Genomic DNA, 20,476 nt, shown 5'->3' with positions numbered 1-20,476 from the left:
TAGTTATTAAAATGTTACGTTCACTCCGAAATTAAATACTTTAGACTGAGGGGTATTCCAGGCTGCCCATCCCTGATCGTTTTCTTCAGTTTCTGGGTCGATATTCTTAATGCCTGTAATGGTTAGAAGGTTATAGCCGCTTAAAGAGAAGCGGACATTGCTTAACGGTGTTTTACTTAGCAGTTGTCGCGGCAAAGTGTAGGATAACTCGACGCTTTTCAGACGCAGGTAAGAAGCGTTGTTTAACCAGAATGAGTTGCGGAAGTCGCCGCCGCCTGTTACGGTTGCATCTCTGTTATAAGTGCGTGGATATTTAGCATTGATATTGTCTTCTGTCCAGCGGTTGTCATAGAAGTCCTGGGTAAAGTTGCCGATCGTACCGGCTTCCATAAAAGTATACTGCCAAACCTGTGCGGCTCCCTGGAACAGCATATTCAGGCTCCAGTCTTTATAGTTTACACCTAGATTGATACCGTACATAATACGGGGGATGGCGGGTTTATCCTGCCGCACTTTATCGGAACCGTCGATCACTTTATCACCATTTACATCGACAAAGCGTACATCCCCTACACGTGCATTCGACAGGTGAGGATAGGCATCCAGTTCTTCCTGAGTACGGAAAATACCGTCGGCCTGATACATCAGGTAGCGGTCGGCATTCGTTCCGATCGATAATCCGGTACGGCGCTGCCAGTCGAGCGTTGTCGATGGCTCGTCGATAAAATCGATATTGCTTTTGTTGTAAGAGAAGTTGCCGCTCAGATTCAGACGCCAGTCTTTATTCAGTTGTTTAGTGTAACCTAAGAGTAACTCCGTACCCATATTGGAACATTCCCCGATATTTTCGTCCGGTAGTGTCAGACCTGCATAATCAGGGATGGCAGCATCACGCTTTGCCAGGATGTTGTTACGTTTCGTCTTGAAAAAGTCTATTTCGAAATTGAAATCATTCAGGAACTTTGCTTCGATACCTACATTGTAAGTGTTGGCTACCTCCCAGGTAATATTGGGGTTTGCTGTACGGTTCAGCCATACACCATTCTGAATGCCGTTGCCGAAAATGCCGGGATTGTCGAATACATAAGCTGTCATATATTGGAACGGATCTACTTTGTCGTTACCCATCTGTCCCCAGGATGCACGGACTTTGAAATAGTCCATCCAGGAGATATTATTTTTCCAGAAATCTTCCTCCGATATTCTCCAGCCCACCGATACGCCGGGGAAGAAACCGAAGCGGTTACCTGAAGGAAAGTTTTCGGAACCGTCGTAACGCCAGTTAAACTGGAACAGATAGCGATCCATCAAACCATAATCGACACGGCCGAAATAGTTCATACGGGCTGTCTCTTTGGCCGTACCGTCGTTCGTCTGGCTGTTGCTGTCGCCGGCAAACAGTTCGTCGATCGACGTGGAGATGAAATCTTGCCGGCGTCCCTGCATATAGTCGTAACGGCTTTTGTACTGTTCGTATGCCACGAAGACATTCAGGTTGTGTATATCGTTGAATACACGGGCATAATTCAGACGAGCATTGAAGGTGATACCCAGCGTTTGTTCCATTTTCTGTTCGAGAATATTTGAACCTTGTTCGACAGCTGTGTATTCGTTGTTCGTTTGATCGTAGTTATACAGGTTATATTTGTGCTGGAACTTCTTCCAGAAGAAATCGCTGCGGTCGATATAAGCACCGGCATCGATCGATAAACCTTCCGTGATCCAGGGTAGATCGAGGTGCAGGGTGATATCGGTGTTCAGATATGATTTTTTATCTTTTGTGTATCCCATCGTATTATCCAGACCTGTTGATGGTGCGAAGTTATCTTGCTTGGAAGCGTTATTACCGTAATCGGTGCCCGGCCACCAGACATTAACCATCGGATTGTATTTGATCATATAACGCCAGATGTCTTCCGAACCGTAAATAGGAGAGTTGCGGTCTTCCTGACGGAAAGCAACGTTCAAACCGATTTTTACATTCTTGTGCGGTGTTATATCCAGGTTCGAACGTAAGTTATACTGATTATAGTTACTTGCACTGTTTTTATAATAGTTATCCTGGTATTGATAACCTAACGAGGCGTAGAAGTTAACAATCTTGCTACCGCCGGAGACAGATACATTATGCTGTGTCTGTAAAGCCTGGCGGGTCAGCAAGTCGAAAGCATCGATATTCGGATAGTTGACCGGATCGCTACCATCTCTGAATTTCTGGATTTGTTCGGCTGAATAAGTATTCGGATTGATCTCGTTCAACAACTCGGCATATTGGGCTGAAGATGCCATTTTAGGTAGAATAGTCGGTGAACTGATACCTACATTTCCATTGTAATTGATCGTTACTTTTTCTTCTTTACCGCGTTTGGTTGTTACCAGTATCACACCGTTGGCTGCACGTGATCCGTAAATGGCTGCTGAGGCATCCTTTAGGATCGTGACACTTTCGATATCATTCGGGTCGATACGGTTGAAACCGCCTGCACGGTCGGCCACTCCGTCGACAACAACGAGGGGTGAAGAGTCTCCGGTTGTACTGGCTCCCCGGATCAACAGTTTGGCATCGTCGTAGCCCGGTTCACCGCTACGGTTGTAAGAAACAAGTCCCGGCATACGTCCGGCTAGTGTATTTGTTACGTTTGGGGTCGGAACTTTCGCCAGATCGCTACCGGCTGTCGTGGCTAATGAACCTGTGACAGATACTTTTTTCTGCACGCCGTATCCAACAACAACTACTTCATCCAATGCCTTTGTATCTTCTTCCAGTTGTATATTGAATGTCGATGTTCCTTTTACAGATATGAATTGCGGGTTATAGCCGATATAGCTGACTTGTATAGTTGCATTTTCCGGCAGCTCCAACAAGAAGTTTCCATCTATATCTGTAATAGTTCCGTTTGATGTACCGCTTTCCACAACATTCGCTCCGATGACAGGAAGGCCTGCCGGATCGACTACCGTTCCTGTTATTCTCTTTCTGGATTGCTGCAGGGTAGTATTTCTTTTAATAATATTGATATTCCGGTCGTTGATGATATAAGTAAGGCCGGTACCTTTCAGCGCATTAGAGAGAATTTCTTCTATCGGCTTGTCGGATACTTTCACATTTACACGGATGTCGTCTACTTCTTTATCGACATAAAAGAACAGAAACTCGCTTTGCTTCTCTATCTGTGTAAAAAGATCGGCAAGGGACATTTTTTCTGCTTTAACCGATAATTTAGCAGACTGCGAATAAGACGACTCTACCGCCATCACCTGAAGCAAAACTGTAAACAGGAAAAGAACAGTGATTCTCATAATTGCAAAGATTTTTTTTAAGTCTTTGGAAAGGAAAGACTTGTAATACGAAACATTTTCCATATTTTTGTATTGATTTAAAGATTAATAATCTGCATCGCCACAATGTTTGGTCGCGGAGTGGCGGATGCAATGTTAATTTTAGGAATAGAACCGGTTATACTTTTGTATGGCCGGTTTTTTGGTTAGCTATGTTCTTTCTTTTGTATCATAGGCATTATCTTTAAAGGTTGAAAACTGTGTTATTTAATAATATACGTATCATCTGTCTTTTTCCATTGAAAGGGTAGGCTATTCGATATAACTTTTAGTATATCTCCGATGCTCTGATCTTCACTGAAAGTTCCTGAAACAACAAGAGCCGGATTGGCCAGCTGTTTATTCCGGATGATAATATCCACCTGAAACTTCTCCTTCAATTCAGATATGAGTTTTACGAACGGGATCGATTTGTACTTCAACAATCCGCTGGTCCAGGATGTAAACATATCCGTATCTACGTGTTCGATATTGATATGGCTGGTATTCTGATGGAAAGTCAGTTGCTGGCCGGGCTTCAGGATGATATTCTGATCAGCCGCTTTGAAGCGGATCGAGCCTTCTATCAGTGTAGCTGTGATTTTGTTGCTCTTTTCTTCCGTTTTAATATTGAAGGTCGTTCCTAAAACCGTGACAGAAGCATTTCCCATTTCTATCTTAAAAGGTTTTAGAGAGTCTCTTTCCACATCGAAGAAAGCTTCTCCGGTTAACTTCACAGAACGATCCTCTTTTCCGTACTCATTCGAATAGGTCAGGCGGCTGTTTTTATTCAGGGTAATTTTAGTTCCGTCATCCATCGTTAGGTTACCGGTACTTTCGCTGGTCAGATATGTATAATATTCGGTAGGCGGTTGCTGTTCTTTCGGAAGCAGCATGTTTATTGAAAGAGCGAATAGTAAAGCTATTGCGGCAGCCAATGGGATTATAGATTTCAGTAATTGCCTGCTCTGAGTCCGCTTGGTCTGGTTATTGATTTTTTGTTGTAACTTTTCAGCAGAAACGATCGGATATATTTCGGTATGCGTGTTTACCTCCGCATTCCAGTAGTTTTTCAGCTCGCAGAATTCTTTTTGGTTTTTATCGTCTTCATTCAACCATTTACTCAGGAACAAGATATCCTCCGAAGAGGCTTCCCCATTCAGAACTCTGGCTATAATATGATCTACTTTATTCTCCATGCTATCATTTGATTCTATAATTATAGTCGCAGCATATGAGAAAAACCCCTAGACAGGAGTTTAAAAAAACAGAAATAATTATTTAAAACCGAACTTGTAGCCTGAGTTGCATCATATTAATCCCGCATTTACCTAATGCCGAGTATTTATCCATCCAAAGATGTGCATAGTTCAGGCGGGAAGATATGTATTTATTAAAATAGTAGTTGACACCGATCGATAAGTCATGCTGGCTTCCTCCCATTGTATTGCTGCTGAAATCATTCAGGTTGCTATGTGCTTCATGAAAAAAATGTTCCTTTACAGTAATTGATACTGTAAAGGAACGAAAAAAATGGAAAAATCGAAGTGATATTGTAAAGATATTGGCTAAAAACTTGAATTCTATTTCTATTGATAAGACAGGAAATCCATAAATACCCCTACTGGATGAGAAGAAAAAATATCACTTTTACGGAAGAGACAAAAACAATGAAAGGGAAAGTTTGGATTTAACTCCAAGCCTTTCCCTCTCTAACTTAACCGACCCCCTTATTTCCCAATAAGTTTTCAGAAGCAAATGTAACCTATTTGTCAGTATGATTTGTTTCATAAACCAGCCAATTTTAGCTGATAACCAATCAAATTTCATTCCATATCTTCATGTGATGCTCGCTGATCGTTACAGTACGCCTTGCCTGTTTAATGTAGTTTTGAAATAGAGAACACCGCGGTTCGCGATGTTTCGAAATAAGAGGGTTTGATTGCTATGTCTGGCTTTTTTGTTTATTGCTCTGAAGCGAGTGAATCGCGTAGTTTTTTAACTGCATTTGCCAGATGCGCTTCGAGGGTTTTTATGGAAATATCGAGTATCTCAGCCACCTCCTTATATTTGAGTTTATCTTCCCGCACTAATTTGAATGCCATTTTACATTTCGCAGGAAGGGCGTCTATGGCTTTGTTCAGTTGGTTAATCCTTTCTTTCGAGATCAAATCGTCTTCCGGTGTCGTATCTGTTTGAGTAAAAAGATCGAGCGGTATTTCATTCAATTCAATTTGCTCCATATGGATGGAACGATAATAACTGATAGCTTTATGCCGCGCAATGGAATAAATATAAGAGTCGAAATTGGATACTTTTAAGAGTGATTTTCTGTTGTTCCATACAGCCAGGAAAGTGTCGGATACAATCTCTTCTGCTTCTACTGAAGAGGAAACATAAAGTTTCGTAAATCGCATCAGCCTCTGAAAGTAAGCCAGATATAACGATTTAAGTGCCGTTTGCGAATCGGTTAATGCCATTTCGCAGATCCATTGTGTTATGTTCTCCTTGTATCCTATCAATGATTAAAAGCTAACAAATATAATAATTAAGTCGTAATTGAATTGAAAAACCCTTAGTGCAATATCCTATTTTAAATGTTTTTTTTACATGAAATACAAAAATGTCGGCTGTAACATGTTTGTAACATCCATGTAACACATGTGAAATATCTGTTTCAGACCTTTGTAGTCGAATATGTAACAATCAATTATGGAAACATTTTATCTGTTCCTCGTAATTTTTCTCTTTGTGCTGGCGGTGTTCGATCTGTCGGTGGGAGTCAGTAATGACGCAGTAAACTTTCTAAACTCTGCAATCGGTTCGAGGGCCGCATCTTTCAAAGTTATTATGGTTATCGCCGCGATAGGTATATTTGTCGGCGCTTCCTTGTCAAACGGTATGATGGATATTGCCCGGCACGGGATTTATCAGCCGCAACACTTCTTTTTCTCCGAGATCATGTGTATCCTGCTGGCCGTTATGCTGACGGACGTGGTATTGCTGGATATCTTTAACTCATTGGGGATGCCCACTTCCACTACAGTCTCTCTGGTCTTTGAATTGTTAGGCGGTACGGTGGCTATTGCATTGGTTAAGATTGCCCATTCCGACGACGCTTTACAACTGGGAAACCTGCTGAATACGGATAAGGCCTTTACCGTAATCCTTGCGATCTTCCTTTCGGTGGCAATCGCTTTCTTTTTCGGAACGGTCGTGCAATATTTGTCGCGTCTTATCTTCACCTTTAATTATAAGAAACACACAAAATATTTTATAGCCTTGTTCGGCGGACTTGCAGCCACTTCAATCCTTTATTTTATGTTGATAAAAGGGTTGAAGGAAAGCGCATTCATGGACGGCGAACTGAAGACTCTGATATATAGTAATACAGATAAGGTCGTTTGGGGGGCATTTATCTTTTTCACCATCCTGATGCAGGTGCTTCACTGGCTGAAAGTAAATGTCTTTAAGGTGATTGTCCTGATGGGTACGTTTGCCCTGGCGCTGGCCTTTGCCGGTAACGACCTTGTGAACTTTATCGGTGTGCCCCTCGTTGGATATTCCTCATATATAGACCTGATGGCGCAGGGCGGAACGACCACTACAGATACATTCCTGATGGAATCGTTGCTCGCTCCGGCACAAACGCCCTGGTATTTCCTGGTAGGTTCGGGACTGGTGATGGTCATCGCGCTGGCCACTTCCAAAAAGGCACACAGCGTTGTAAAGACTTCGCTCGACCTGGCCCGTCAGTCGGAAGGTAATGAGAGTTTCGGAACTTCGCCGGTTGCACGTATGCTGGTGCGTACCTGCAATAATGCATCGAGCACTCTTCTCAGTGTAGTTCCTCCCCGGGTAAAAGACTGGATAGACAGCCGTTTTAATAATGATGAGATCATTTTGGAAGACAGAGCCAGCTTCGACCTGGTTCGTGCCTCGGTAAACGTGGTGCTTTCGGGATTGTTGATCGCACTGGGTACTTCGTTGAAGTTGCCGCTCTCTACTACTTATGTGGCATTCATGGTCGCAATGGGTAGTTCGCTGGCAGACCGTGCCTGGGGACGTGAAAGTGCGGTTTACCGTATTACCGGCGTACTGTCCGTTATCGGTGGATGGTTTATTACGGCCGGTGCAGCATTCACGATTTGCTTCCTGGTAGCTATCATTATTTATTTCGGAGGGATTGCGGCGATGGCTGCAATGGTCGGACTGGCAGTTTATATGCTGATCCGCAGCCAGATGGCTTACAAGAAAAAACTAAAGAAAGAAGCCCTGAAAGAAGAAGTCAACACAACAGTAGCTAAACTGCGCGATACGACAGACAGCCACGAAGCGCTTTCTTTATTCCGTGAACACAGCCGCGAGGAATTAAATTCTGTCTTATTGTTTGCCGCTGACGCACTCGACAGGTCGGTTCACGGTTTTATGAATGAAAATCTCCGTGAGTTACGTAAAGTATTGAATGAGGTGGAAGAGAAGAAGGTTCACCTGAAGCAGGTAAAACGTGTCGGAACATTGGGCGTTACCCATCTGGAACATGATATTGCCGTAGAAAAAGGATTGTACTATTACCAGGGAAATGATTTTGCCAGCGAGATCATCTTCAGTATCCGCCGCCTCACAGAACCGAGCAAGGAACATGTCGATAATAACTTCAGTCCGCTGAGTGAAGTGCAGAAAGGCGATTTCGGCAAGATGACGGAAAGTATCATTGCCTACCTCAAACGCAGTGCTTCTATGATTGAAAAGAACGATTACCACCGTCTGGACGATGTAGTGGCCGAATCCGTAACACTGACCAATCAGCTTACAGCCTTAAAGAAAGGTGAGTTGAAACGTATCCAGGGACAAAGCGGCAGCACGAAAGTCAGCATGGTTTATCTGAATATGGTACAGGAAGCACAGAATGTGGTTTCATTTACTGCCAACCTGGTTAAGGTGAGCCGAAAATTCCAGAAGGAATAAACTCGCGGGAATTCCGCCGAATCGTTACACTAATGCAACAAGCTCGCGGAACTTCCGCCGGGTAGTTGCAGGTATTGCAACAGGCTTGCTGCATTTGTTCCAGCCTGTTGCTTACAGTGCCAGCATCTTCTTTTCTTTTATAAGGTCGCTTTCGTCCATGCGGAGGGAAGGCACGGTACACATTTTTATATAGTCGCCGGTCTGGCAGGTGTAGTCGTAATAAGCCTGTTGTTCGGGTGTGAAATCTTCTTTGGCGACCAGGCCGCTTTTCATCGCCAGGAAGTCGTCGGTGGAAGTGCTTTCGGATTCTTTTATCAGGACGATTCGCCGGGCAACCGGATTACGGTTGTAATCCAATCCCATATATAAACCTCTTAATTGCCTGGGCTGGTTGAAGAACGGTATTTGCAAGTATAGCGTGACGGGGATGAACTGCGAAGTCCGGCTTTCGCTGAACATGCAGTAGAAGTTTTGGGGATCTCCGCTGACGCCAATGCCCCATTGAGCTTCCCCGTAGGCATTCAGCCGGCCGATACGGACATGGTCGTTGTTTTCGGATAAAGCGATGATAAACGGCTCCATTTTCAGACAATCGGACGAAGAGGAGAGGCTGTAGCTGGTATATAATCCGCAGATACTCGATACCTTGCCGGTAGTCAGTTGCATTTCTTCCGTTAGCAGTTCCATAAAAGGGTTTTCTTTCTTGCCGGGTTGCTGCGATGGTTCGAGTTCTTCCAGCCGGGTAAGCATTTTCTCCATATTGGCCAGTAACCGTCTTTTGGAAACGTTGTTCACTTGTGCCAATGCGTGGTCGAGCGCCTCGTCGGGATGATTGGTCTTAATCGATTCGAAATAATCGGGCAATACGGTTGTATAAAGTGAAGAAAGAACACTCGGGGCAATGCTGATCCAGTCGGCTATTTCCTTCATTTTTACCCCACTGCTACGCAAATAACCGATGCGTTTATAAAACTCCTGGAAGTTGTTTGTCATGCGTTTGTTGTTTGTAATTATTATGCAAAATAACCGCCGTGATATTGCATTCCGGTTACATGAATGTTACATAAATATTTCTTTATAATTTATTGATAATGCATTATATATTAATAATATAGATTCATGCGTTCAGTAATATTCCTGTAATATCGCTGGAATACTTTTGCTGCCGGAAACAAAACGACAGCATGAATATGAATAACTTTTTGCAGATAAACGAAACAACCCGGAAGCGTCTTTCCGACTTTCTCTTCATCTTATGGGCCGGAGGCGCCGCTCTATTATCCTATTCTTTGGTTTATGCACTCCGCAAACCTTTTACCGCTGCTTCTTTCGAGAATGCAGAATTTTTCGATATGGATTATAAGGTGGTGGTAACGATCTCACAGATCCTGGGATATGTAGTTTCCAAATTTATCGGCATTAAACTCATATCCGAACTGCAGTCGGAAGAGCGGTTTAAGTTTATCCTGACTTCCGTATTGCTGGCTGAGGCTTCGCTGATCCTGTTCGGGTTGCTTTCCACTCCGTTCAATGTGGCAGCCATGTTCCTGAATGGTTTATCACTGGGCTGTATGTGGGGAGTGATCTTCAGCTTTATCGAAGGACGGCGGGTGACTGATATCCTGGCAAGTCTGCTGGGTGTCAGCATGGTGATCAGTTCGGGTACGGCCAAGTCTGTCGGACTGTATGTAATGAACCATCTTCATGTCAGCGAGTTCTGGATGCCGGCATTGATCGGGGCTGTAGCTCTCCCTCTTCTCTTGTTGCTCGGTTGGGCATTGAACAAACTGCCGGAGCCGAACAAAGAAGATATCGCCATGAAGTCGGAACGCGAAACGCTGAATGGCAAGCAGCGCTGGGAACTCTTCAAAAGCTTTATGCCTTTCCTGAGTATGCTGTTCATTGCTAATATTGCGATTGTCGTTTTGCGTGATATAAAAGAAGATTTTCTGGTGAATATTATCGATGTCTCTGCCTATTCGCCCTGGCTCTTTGCCCAGATCGACAGTGTAGTTACATTGATCATCCTCGGCATATTCGGGTTGATGGTGCTGGTGAAGGATAATCTGAAAGCCCTTTCCGTTTTATTCGGGTTGATCATCGCGGGGATGATCGTTATGTCGGTCGTCTCTTTCGGACAGCAGCAACTCCGCCTTTCACCTGTTATATGGCTGTTTATCCAGAGCCTGTGCCTGTATATTGCTTACTTGACCTTCCAGACGATCTTTTTCGACCGTTTCATCGCTTGTTTCAGGATTCGCGGTAATGTAGGCTTCTTTATCGTAACGACCGACTTCCTGGGATATACCGGGACAGTGCTGGTGCTTGTCTTGAAAGAATTCTGTAACCCGGATATCGATTGGGCAGTATTTTATAACCAGTTTGCCGGATATGTAGGTATCTTTTGCTGTGTCACTTTCGTTTGTTCCTTCGTATATTTGCACCAGCGTTTCCGGAAGGAAACAGGTGTGACAGCCCCCGTGAAGAGACGATCGAAGCCACTCCGCAGAATGCCATCACTGTTGCCTGACAGATAAACTAGTATAATAATATAAATATATAAGTTAGTTATGAAGAAGATTTCGTGTGTTATTATGGACTGGGCCGGAACGGCTGTCGATTTCGGTTGTTTCGCTCCGCTGAATGCTTTCCTGAAAGTGTTCTCTGAAGAAAAGGGAATAGATATTACCTACCGCCAGGCACGTGAGCCGATGGGACTGCTCAAGATCGACCATATCAAAGCCATCCTCAACATGCCGGAAGTGAACGAAAAATTTCGTGCACGTTATGGCCGCGACTGGAATATGGAAGATGTAAACGAAATGTACATGAGCTTCGAAAAGCACCTGTTCGCTTCGTTAAGCAACTTCACCACCCCGATCCCCGGCGTACTGGATACAATAAAGGAACTGCGCGCAAGCGGTATCAAGATCGGCTCAACTACAGGCTATACACAGGCCATGATGGATGTTGTGCGCCCCGGTGCCGCAGCTAAAGGCTATGTCGTAGACAATCTGGTTACTCCGGATAACTTGCCTGCCGGACGTCCTGCCCCTTATATGATCTATAAGAATATGATCGACCTCGCTATCCCTTCCGTCGATAACGTCGTGAAGGTGGGCGATACGATTGCCGATATCAAGGAAGGTGTTAACGCTAAAGTATGGAGTATCGGCATCATCACCGGTAGTAATGAAATGGGCATTACAGAAGAAGAATACAACCGCCGTACACCCGATGAACTGGCTGCCCTGAAGCAGGAAGTCCGCGAACGTATGATGGTGGCCGGAGCACATTTCGTACTCGACAATATCACCGAACTTCCGGCTTGTATCGAAAAGATCAACCGTTAAGATCATTAATTAAGAATAAGACAAAAACATAACATATCCATCCAAATGAGAAATTATCTGTTGCTTACTCCCGGCCCCTTAAGTACTTCACAGACAGTACGCGAAGCCATGCTCCAGGATTGGTGTACCTGGGATAAAGATTATAACGAAGGTATCGTGACCCCGATCCGCAAAGGCCTGCTGGCCATTTCCGGACTCAGCGAAGACGAATATACGACTGTCTTGTTGCAAGGCAGCGGTACTTACTGTGTGGAAGCAACTATCGGCGCAACCGTAAAGTCTTCCGATAAACTGCTTATCCTCGCCAACGGTGCGTACGGTGAACGTATGGCCGAGATAGCCCGTTATTATCATATCGATCATGTATTGGTGTCGCTCCATGAAACGGAACTGATCACCGGTGAAGTGGCCCGCCGTGCACTGGAAGCCAATCCCGGTATCACTCACCTTTCTATGGTGCATAGTGAAACGACTACCGGACTGCTGAACTCCATCGAAGAAGTGGCCGATGTAATCCGTGGCCGTGGTATCACCTTTATCGTGGATGCGATGAGCAGCTTCGGCGGTGTGCCTATCGACATGAAAGCGCTTGGTATCGACTTTCTGGTGAGCAGTGCCAACAAATGTATCCAGGGCGTTCCCGGCTTCGGTTTCATCATTGCAAAGAGAGAGAAACTGATGGCCTGCAAAGGGATAGCCCGTTCACTCTCGCTCGATATCTATGCCCAGTGGGAAACGATGGAGAAGGGCGGAGGTAAATGGCGCTTTACCTCTCCGACGCATGTTGTCCGCGCTTTCTTCCAGGCCATGAAGGAGCTGAACGAAGAAGGAGGTATTGCCGCCCGCTACGAGCGTTACAAACAAAATCATCGTACGCTGGTTGACGGTATGCGTGCCCTCGGATTTAAGACGCTGCTTCCCGACGCATCGCAAGGCCCGATCATCACCTCTTTCCTGTACCCTTCCGCCGATTTCAACTTTGTCGCATTCTACGAGGCACTGAAGCAGAAAGGATTTGTGATCTATCCGGGTAAGATCTCGGATGCCGACACCTTCCGCATCGGTAATATCGGGGATGTTTTTCCCAAAGACATGGAAAAGCTGTTGGAAAATATTGCCGGCCTGTCGCCTGATTTGATCAAGGGAGCCGGTGAATAGAATCGCGTAAGACCAGAATCCCTTCCGGCCCCATATTGAAAAGTAAGTCTACGATACTTAAGTTGGGGAGGAATCCGAATTTATCCCGGAATACCTGGTAATAGGGTTGCGGGATAAAGGCGGGATCTTCCCCTTCGTGTTTTGGACGGATGATCTCGCGGAAATCGTTCGGTACTTCCGGATGATACTCCTCGGTATATACGACCTCTGCCGGCAGATCCAGCAGACGGCAAACCAATATTCTTAATTCCTCATTGAAGTCGAACAGGTATTCGAACTTCTTCTCGTAGAACGGGGCAAAATCATCCTCGTAATATTCAAAGAACGGGCTCATATTATAGGCTGAAACCAACGCATTCCAGTGCAGGTGGCGCCAGTTGCCGTGGTCGGAGATACGGATATCTTTCGTCAGGCATTTCAGTGTATCGGGCTTGACGATCGGTACGGACAAAGATAACGGGCCGTTGGCGGCTGCGATCGTACAACGGTTACGGTAGGTCTGCTTCAGATAGTTTTCTGCCGTCTCTATCCGTACTTCTTTGAATTGGAAAAGTTTACAATATTGTTGTACCGGGCCCAGATAAGCCGATGAAATATATACGGGTTGCATGTTTAGTTTACGGGTTTTAAAATTCGTTGCCGCTCTTTGCTGTACCAACAAAGCCAGGCGTTTCCTATGATATGGTTGCGGGGGATAAATCCGAGGTGGCGTGAATCGACCGCTTCATTGGCATTGTCCGAAAGCATCCAGTAATAATCCTGATCGAAAAAGAAGAAAGCGGCTTCGCGTCCGTCGAGGAACAGTTTGCCATCGCGGAAAACGGCTTTGTCTCCGGCTTCCGTCTGGATCGCTTCACGACAAGCAGTGAGGGCAGCGGCATCCAGCCGGTAGGCTCTTCCTTTTTGGGGAACGATCAGTTCATAGCTCTCCATCGGGTTTTTAAGGAAACGGATATTGGCCTCTTCCGACAATTCTTCACGGAGTTGATATTCTTCGAAAGATGTCAGGCTGATGGAAATACCGAACGGTTCCTCTTTCAGGTTCCTGAGCGGGATGTTAAGTTTTTTCTGGGTACTCAACACCTCGTCCAGCGCATCCTGTGTCACGATATAAGTACTGAGCGACCGGGGAGAATGCGGTATCAGTTTGCCGTTTACCCGGTATCCGTCGTTGCTGATCCGGATGGTATCGCCCGGCATACCGATACATCGGCTGAGGAATAAAGGATTCGATACGGTGTCTTTCAGCAGCGGACTGGTGAAGAGCACTACCCGGTTGCGCCCCGGATTATCTTTCAGGGGCAGTTTATTGACCAGGATATAATCCCCTTTATGCAAGGCCACTTCCATCGAGTCGGTGGAGACGTGGAATGACTCCATACAAAAGTACCGGACTGCCATTACGATCCCCGCCAGCAACACAATAGTTGCCAGCCATCTCGTTACAGATATAAAGGAACGTTTTGCCATATTTTATTAATCCGGATGCACCATCCTGAACAGGCGGTTCCAGCGGATACCACCGTCAAACAGGCTGCGGTCTTTATCCAGCGATAGCCAGATCAGGATCGGTTTACCTACGATGTGATCTTCCGGAACAAATCCCCATGAACGGCTGTCGGCACTGTTGTGACGGTTGTCGCCCATCATCCAGTAATAGTCGTATTTGAAGGTATAGCTTGTTTCCGGTTTACCGTTGATATAATACTGTCCGTCTTTTTCTTCCAACGTATTGTTTTCGTAATTCTTGATGCAACGGCCATATAAGGCGATGTTGCGTTCGTTCAGAGGAATTGTAGCACCTTTCTTCGGAATCCATAACGGGCCAAAGTTATCGCGTGTCCAACCTGTTTCATACCAGGCAGGATAAGTAGGCCCACCCAAGGCATCCGGTTCGATAACAATCTTCTTTACGGAAGGCAACTTCTCTGCGATGGCGAGTGCCTTCGGTGTCAGAGGCATCCTGTAGATCGGGTTGAACTGGCCGGAAGCGATAGGTTTGAAGCCTAAGAAAGACATCGCATCTTGATAATATCCGTTGTTGGATGCCAACATCCGGTCGTCCTTGCTAACATCCATCAGGCGGAACTGTTCTTCCGTGATCGGTGAACCGTCTGTTTCCACGTAGTAGTTGAACTGTATGTTTTCCGGATTTTTAGCGGCTTTTCCGTCGATATAAACCTGGTTGTTACGCAACTCGATGGTATCACCCGGCATACCGATACAACGTTTCACATAGTTTTCTCGTTTGTCTACCGGACGATAGATCACATCTCCGAAAGTGTTTTTATCCATCCAGATACGGTCGCGGCCGTACATAGCCACCAGCTCGTCGTAGCTTGGATTCTGCTGTTTCAGGGCAACTGTGTCGCCGGCAGGGAAGTTGAACACCACGATATCGTTGCGCTTCACATGGCCGAAGCCTTTCACACGCTTGTAGCCCCATTCCGACCAATCCAGATACGATTTGCAGTTGAAGAACGGCAGTGTATTCTGTACCAACGGGAAAGACAGCGGCGTATTCGGCACGCGCGGCCCGTAGCTCAGTTTGCTTACAAACAAATAATCGCCTACAAGCAACGACTTCTCAAGCGAAGAACTCGGTATCTGGTAGTTCTGGAAAACGAACAGATTGATAAAATAAACTGCGATCAGAGCGAACAGGATATCGTCCACCCATTCCAACGCATTGCGTACGGCAGGATTCTTCGACCGTTTCCATGCTCCCCAGGGAATATAATGCGTCAGGAAAATATCCACCAGTACGATCAATCCCAGCAGCAGCCAAAGGTTCTGCATCCAGATTGAAAAGAGTATATACAATACGGCTGCGATGCCGAACTTGATCCATTGTTTCTTGGAAAACTTTTTCATTTGTAGACTTCTGTGGAATTAAAATTTAAGCATATCATCCATACCGAGGAACCCTTTTTTCCCGGCAGTAAATTCGGCAGCGACAACTGCCCCGAGAGCGAAACCGGCACGGCTCTTGGCATCATGCTTGATGCTGATATAGTCGACGTCTGATTCGTAAGTGACTTCATGTATACCCGGCACTTCTCCCTCGCGGATAGCATGGATAGGCAGGTCGGTGGGCTGTTCGGCTGTTTCCAGTGTCCAGCGTTCTTTCCGGTCTACGTTTTCGAGAATACCTTCCGCCAGCGTGATCGCTGTTCCGCTGGGAGCATCCAGCTTGTGGATATGGTGGGTCTCCGTCATGCTGACATTATATACGGGGAAATTATTCATTATTTTCGCCAGGTATTTATTCAATGCGAAAAAGATATTCACGCCGATGCTGAAGTTGGACGCATAGAAGAACGTTTTTCCTTCCTTGGCGCACTTCTCTTTTATTTCACCGATACGGTCGAGCCATCCGGTGGTGCCGGAAACAACCGGGACACCTGCTGCGAAGCTTTTCATATAATTGTCGAAAGCCGTGGCCGGAGTCGTGAACTCGATGGCGACATCTGCGCTTTTGAAATTGTCTGACTGAAATTCTTCCGGGTTGTTTATATCTACGATAGAGACGATCTGGTGTCCTCTGTTCAATGCAATTTGTTCGATGGTTTTACCCATCTTGCCGTAGCCGATAAGTGCAATCTTCATATCTTTTCAGAATAAAATGAATAAATAGAGCTAATAACTTAGCCTTCAGGGGTGCAAATATAAAGAAAATGAATTAGATTTGTGGCATAAATCTTAACTCTGAAAATAATATGGAACGTTTATTACATTATGTTTGGAAATACAGGCTGTATCCAACCACTACGCTTCTTACTACCGACGGAAGTATAATCTCAGTGATCGACCCCGGAATACCCAATACCGATGCGGGCCCCGACTTCTTCAATGCCAAGGTGAAGATAGACGGTACGCTTTGGGCCGGATGTATTGAAATCCATACAAAAGCTTCCGACTGGCTGCTTCATCGCCATGATAAAGATAAGGCCTATGATGCGGTCATCCTTCATCTTGTGGAAGTTTCCGATTGTATCGTTTACCGCACGAATGGAGAGGTTATTCCACAAATGCAGTTGGCCGTGCCGGAGTCGGTCGCGCAGAATATCGACTGGTTGTTATACCGTGATATCTCCTTTCCTTGTGCCGGTTATATTCCTCAGATAGAACCTGTTCATGTAACTTCCTGGCTGAGTGCCCTCTTAAGCGAACGGCTGGAACGGAAAACGGCTGATATATTCCGTCTCCTGGATCAGTATGGGAATGACTGGAATGAGGTCTTTTATATTACTTTAACCCGTAATTTCGGCTTTGGAGTGAATAATGATATCTTCGAGCGTCTGGCCAAAAGCCTGCCTTTACGATATATTCAGAAGCAACGCGGAAGCCATTCGCAGGTTGAAGCCTTGCTATTCGGCCAGGCCGGCATGCTGGAAGAACCGGGCGATTGCCATTATTACCGTTTGCTTCAACGCGAATACCAGTTCCTGCGGCATAAATTCGGATTGACTCCTTTGGATGACTCGCAGTTCAGGAGCCTGCGCACCCGTCCGGTCAATTTCCCTTACCTGAAACTGGCACAACTGGCTTCCGTCTGGGTGCAGCACGATACGTTATTTTCCGTTATCCTGGAAGCGGGGAATGTCGGGCAGATCAAACAGTGTTTCCGGGTTCGTCCTTCTGATTATTGGGAAACACATTATCATTTTCGCAGTGTTTCGGAAAAGAAAGATAAGCCGATAGGAGAGAACTCTCTGTGTATCTTGCTGATCAACACGGTTGTCCCGGTAATGTTTGCCTATGGAGTGAGAAATAAACGTCCGGAATATTGCGAACGTGCCATCCGTATCCTCGAAACGCTTCCCCCGGAGAAGAATACGATTGTAACCGCTTTCACCCGGGCAGGGATCAACGTTTGCCATGCCGGAGACAGCCAGGCGCTTATCCAGTTGAAACGGGAATATTGCGAGAAGAAAAAGTGCCTGTATTGCCGGATCGGATTCAGGTATTTGAAACGTTGAGATACCCTGGCGTTTCCCTTCTGGCAGGCATGCTATCCGGCCTCTGATTTTAATTAATAAAGAATGGCTGTAATCGCTTGTGTATTAAGAATTATTTGCTATATTCGTCGCATATAATTCATGTGTTGGCGTGTTTATATCTTTGAAACTGTAAATATTGCATTATGAAACAGATCGCCGTATATTTAGTTTGCATCCTTGGCATGATAAGCTGTGATGATACCATAGAAGCTCCGGGAAGATTATCAATGATTAATCTGGAACAAAATAATCTCACTGTCGGTTCTTCGGATAGCTGTGTGACTGTCGGAGTGGGAGCCGATAGGATCACCTGGTATGTTTTGCGTAGCCGGACTATGGTCAATGGCGAAAGCTCGACTCTGCATAATACGACCTACAAATACTCGGACGAACGGATGAAGGATATTATTCTCTATAGGGATACACTGGCCGGCGACTGGTTTAAAATCATTAAAAACAAGGCCGGAGATCTTCAGGTTGACATCGCACAGAACAAGTTTCCCTATGAACGGAAGCTTGTTATTGATGTCGCAGGCTTTTTGAGTTCGTCGGAGAGCGTGGTTATTACACAAAAGGAGTCGGTGAAATAAAAACAACGAGGAGAATCTTAACATGGAACAACCTCTTTCATCTTCTTAAGAATGCAAAGATTTCTTATTTAGCGTATATATCACTATTAGTCACGGGATTTTTCCCTATTTTTGCCCTCTGATTAAAAAGGATTTGAATGGGAAATAGATATATAAGAGATTTACTGCTGGCTGTCTGTGGGGTATTCCTGTTGGTCACGATGTATTCGTGTGCGAATATGGCTTCTCCGAACGGGGGGCCTTATGATGAGACGCCGCCTAAATACGTCAGCAGTACGCCGGCTCCGAACCAGACGAACTACAAAGGGAAAAGAGTCGAGATCTTGTTTGACGAACTGGTGCAACTCGATAAGCCGTCGGAGAATGTGATCGTCACGCCGCCGCAGTTGCAATTGCCCATCATCCGTGCAGCCGGAAAGAAAGTCATTGTCGAGCTGAAAGATACGCTGAAAGAGAATACGACCTATACGATCGATTTTACCAATTCGATCTCCGACAATAATGAAAAGAATGTATTCGAGAATTACTCTTTCGCCTTTTCTACGGGAGAGAATATCGATACGCTGGAAGTGTCGGGTATCTTGTTGAATGCGGAGAACCTGGAACCGATGCCCGGTATCACGATCGGTCTGCACCGCAACCTGGAGGACTCGGCTTTCGTGAAAATGCCGTTCGACCGTACTTCCCGTACGAACGATAAAGGAGAATTTACGATCCGCAATATCTCTCCGGGCAGCTACCGCATATTCGGTCTGAATGATGTGAACCGCGATTATAAGTTCGACCAGCCGGGCGAAGAGATTGCTTTCAACGACTCTATCATCATCCCTTCCTTCGAGCTGACCAGCCGTCAGGATACGCTTTGGAAAGACAGCCTGACGATCGACACGATCAAGACGGTAGCCTTTACCCGCTATTTTCCCAATGATATCGAGCTACGTCTGTTCAAAGAAGATTTTGTACGCCAGTATCTGTTGAAGCCCGAGCGCCAGCAGGAAAACCTGTTGGTAGTCCGTTTCAACTCTCCGTTGGATACGATCCCGCTTCCCCGTCCGATTAATTTCACCCCGTCCGATTCATCCTGGTATTTTATGCAGGAGACGGAAGGCGGAACGGCCGTTAACTTCTGGCTGACCGACTCGGTTGTCTGGAAACAGGATACATTGCGGGTGGAATTGTCTTATCCGAAGAGCGATTCGCTGAATATACTTCGTCCGCAAACGGATACGCTTCAGTTTGTGATGCGCCGCCGTCCGGAGAAGAAGAAAAAGAAGAAGGATGATGAGCCCGAACCGATTGTCTTCCTCGGTATGCAGGTCGATGCTCCGGGGTCGATGGACTTGTTCGATACGGTGTCTGTTACATTCAACGAACCGGTGCTCGATTTGTCGAAAGAGCTGTTCTACCTGGATCAGAAAGTCGATACGGTGTGGACTCCGGTCGATTTCGAGCTGTTCCCGGACTCGACGAACAGCCTGAATTACTTTATACGCCGTCCGTGGAAATATGGTGAGGAATATCGCTTGGAAGTCGACTCGGCTACGATCTTCAGCATCTATGACAAATGGAACGAACCCTATTCCGGTGAGTTCAAGATCAAGAAAGAAGATGAATACGGCCATTTGTATATCAATATCGTAGGGGTCGATACGACTGCTTATGTCGAGCTACTGAACGGCAGCGATGCTCCGATACGAAAAGTGAAGGTGAAAGACGGGGGTGCCCTTTTCATGGACTTGAAACCGGATAAGTATTATCTTCGTCTGGTGGTCGACCTCAACGGCAACGGGAAATGGGATACCGGCAATTATGCTGCAAAGCGTCAGCCGGAAGAAGTGTTCTATTCGCCGGTAAAATACGATGTGATGCAGAACTGGCAGGTAGAAGAAACCTGGGATGTGAAGGCTACTCCGTGGGCTAAACAGAAGCCGCTCGAGATCACGAAGAATAAACCAAAAGAAGCAACCAAGAAGAAAAGAGACTATAAAAATGAAGGACAACAACAATCTTCTTCACGCAACAGCAGTGGTAGCACGAGCAACAGTGGCCGCAGCGGTATGCCGTTTTAGGTTGATTTGCCTAGGAG

General features: G+C 45.7%; 15 protein-coding genes. 7 read left to right on the top strand and 8 right to left on the bottom strand.

What is annotated here, in order from left to right:
- Positions 1-6: 6 nt before the first annotated feature.
- The 3 genes from HMPREF1212_RS20405 to HMPREF1212_RS20395 form a co-directional block, all read right to left on the bottom strand.
- Positions 7-3,300: a SusC/RagA family TonB-linked outer membrane protein gene (locus tag HMPREF1212_RS20405; protein WP_157317083.1), complete on the bottom strand. Its 3,294-nt coding sequence runs from the start codon at positions 3,298-3,300 to the stop codon at positions 7-9.
- 242 nt (positions 3,301-3,542) lie between these two features.
- Entirely contained in the window at positions 3,543-4,517 is a 975-nt protein-coding gene (locus HMPREF1212_RS20400; protein WP_046150873.1) for a FecR family protein, read from the bottom strand.
- 765 nt (positions 4,518-5,282) lie between these two features.
- On the bottom strand, positions 5,283-5,798 hold the full coding sequence (locus tag HMPREF1212_RS20395) for an RNA polymerase sigma-70 factor (protein WP_046150872.1): 516 nt from the start codon (positions 5,796-5,798) through the stop codon (positions 5,283-5,285).
- Between the two features lie 232 nt (positions 5,799-6,030).
- On the opposite strand from HMPREF1212_RS20395, the gene HMPREF1212_RS20390 reads away from it, so the two are divergent.
- A complete protein-coding gene (locus HMPREF1212_RS20390) occupies positions 6,031-8,286 on the top strand; it encodes an inorganic phosphate transporter (RefSeq protein WP_046150871.1) in 2,256 nt (751 codons plus the stop codon).
- 111 nt (positions 8,287-8,397) lie between these two features.
- Here HMPREF1212_RS20390 and HMPREF1212_RS20385 read toward each other — a convergent pair whose 3' ends face one another.
- Positions 8,398-9,279, bottom strand: a complete 882-nt coding sequence (locus HMPREF1212_RS20385; RefSeq protein ID WP_046150870.1) for a hypothetical protein — start codon at positions 9,277-9,279, stop codon at positions 8,398-8,400.
- A gap of 197 nt (positions 9,280-9,476) precedes the next feature.
- On the opposite strand from HMPREF1212_RS20385, the gene HMPREF1212_RS20380 reads away from it, so the two are divergent.
- From HMPREF1212_RS20380 to phnW, 3 genes are read left to right on the top strand one after another with little or no spacing between them, the layout of a single operon-like run.
- Positions 9,477-10,823, top strand: coding sequence for a DUF5690 family protein (locus HMPREF1212_RS20380; RefSeq protein ID WP_232430170.1), 1,347 nt, complete (start codon positions 9,477-9,479; stop codon positions 10,821-10,823).
- Between the two features lie 33 nt (positions 10,824-10,856).
- Positions 10,857-11,639, top strand: a complete 783-nt coding sequence (phnX, locus tag HMPREF1212_RS20375) for a phosphonoacetaldehyde hydrolase (protein ID WP_046150869.1) — start codon at positions 10,857-10,859, stop codon at positions 11,637-11,639.
- Positions 11,640-11,684: 45 nt separating this feature from the next.
- Positions 11,685-12,797, top strand: a complete 1,113-nt coding sequence (phnW, locus tag HMPREF1212_RS20370) for a 2-aminoethylphosphonate--pyruvate transaminase (protein ID WP_046150868.1) — start codon at positions 11,685-11,687, stop codon at positions 12,795-12,797.
- Here phnW and HMPREF1212_RS20365 read toward each other — a convergent pair.
- The 4 genes from HMPREF1212_RS20365 to dapB are packed head-to-tail and all read right to left on the bottom strand — an operon-like array spanning position 12,778 to position 16,406.
- Positions 12,778-13,407 carry a WbqC family protein gene (locus tag HMPREF1212_RS20365; protein ID WP_046150867.1) on the bottom strand — a complete coding sequence of 210 codons (630 nt, stop codon included), beginning with the start codon at positions 13,405-13,407 and terminating at the stop codon, positions 12,778-12,780. The two genes, phnW and HMPREF1212_RS20365, sit on opposite strands and share 20 nt — an antisense overlap.
- Before the next feature lie 2 nt (positions 13,408-13,409).
- Positions 13,410-14,267: a signal peptidase I gene (lepB, locus tag HMPREF1212_RS20360; protein WP_028726560.1), complete on the bottom strand. Its 858-nt coding sequence runs from the start codon at positions 14,265-14,267 to the stop codon at positions 13,410-13,412.
- 6 nt (positions 14,268-14,273) lie between these two features.
- The gene (lepB, locus tag HMPREF1212_RS20355; protein WP_046150866.1) at positions 14,274-15,671 is read right to left on the bottom strand and encodes a signal peptidase I; all 1,398 of its coding nucleotides are present in this window, start codon (positions 15,669-15,671) and stop codon (positions 14,274-14,276) included.
- An 18-nt stretch (positions 15,672-15,689) separates the two neighbouring features.
- Positions 15,690-16,406, bottom strand: a complete 717-nt coding sequence (gene dapB / locus HMPREF1212_RS20350; RefSeq protein WP_046150865.1) for a 4-hydroxy-tetrahydrodipicolinate reductase — start codon at positions 16,404-16,406, stop codon at positions 15,690-15,692.
- A gap of 110 nt (positions 16,407-16,516) precedes the next feature.
- Here dapB and HMPREF1212_RS20345 point away from each other — a divergent pair, with 110 nt between their 5' ends.
- The 3 genes from HMPREF1212_RS20345 (at position 16,517) to HMPREF1212_RS20335 (ending at position 20,459) form a co-directional block, all read left to right on the top strand.
- Positions 16,517-17,779, top strand: coding sequence for a DUF2851 family protein (locus HMPREF1212_RS20345; RefSeq protein ID WP_046150864.1), 1,263 nt, complete (start codon positions 16,517-16,519; stop codon positions 17,777-17,779).
- 164 nt (positions 17,780-17,943) lie between these two features.
- Positions 17,944-18,390 (top strand): hypothetical protein, encoded by a 447-nt coding sequence (locus tag HMPREF1212_RS20340; protein WP_157317081.1) that lies wholly within the window; start codon positions 17,944-17,946, stop codon positions 18,388-18,390.
- Positions 18,391-18,527: 137 nt separating this feature from the next.
- Positions 18,528-20,459 (top strand): Ig-like domain-containing protein, encoded by a 1,932-nt coding sequence (locus HMPREF1212_RS20335; RefSeq protein ID WP_046150862.1) that lies wholly within the window; start codon positions 18,528-18,530, stop codon positions 20,457-20,459.
- Positions 20,460-20,476: the final 17 nt, after the last annotated feature.

This window comes from Parabacteroides sp. HGS0025 (assembly GCF_000969845.1).
Lineage (GTDB): Bacteria > Bacteroidota > Bacteroidia > Bacteroidales > Tannerellaceae > Parabacteroides > Parabacteroides gordonii.
The sequence above is the reverse complement of the archived record's forward strand: the minus strand, read 5'-3'. Positions and strand labels throughout refer to the sequence as shown.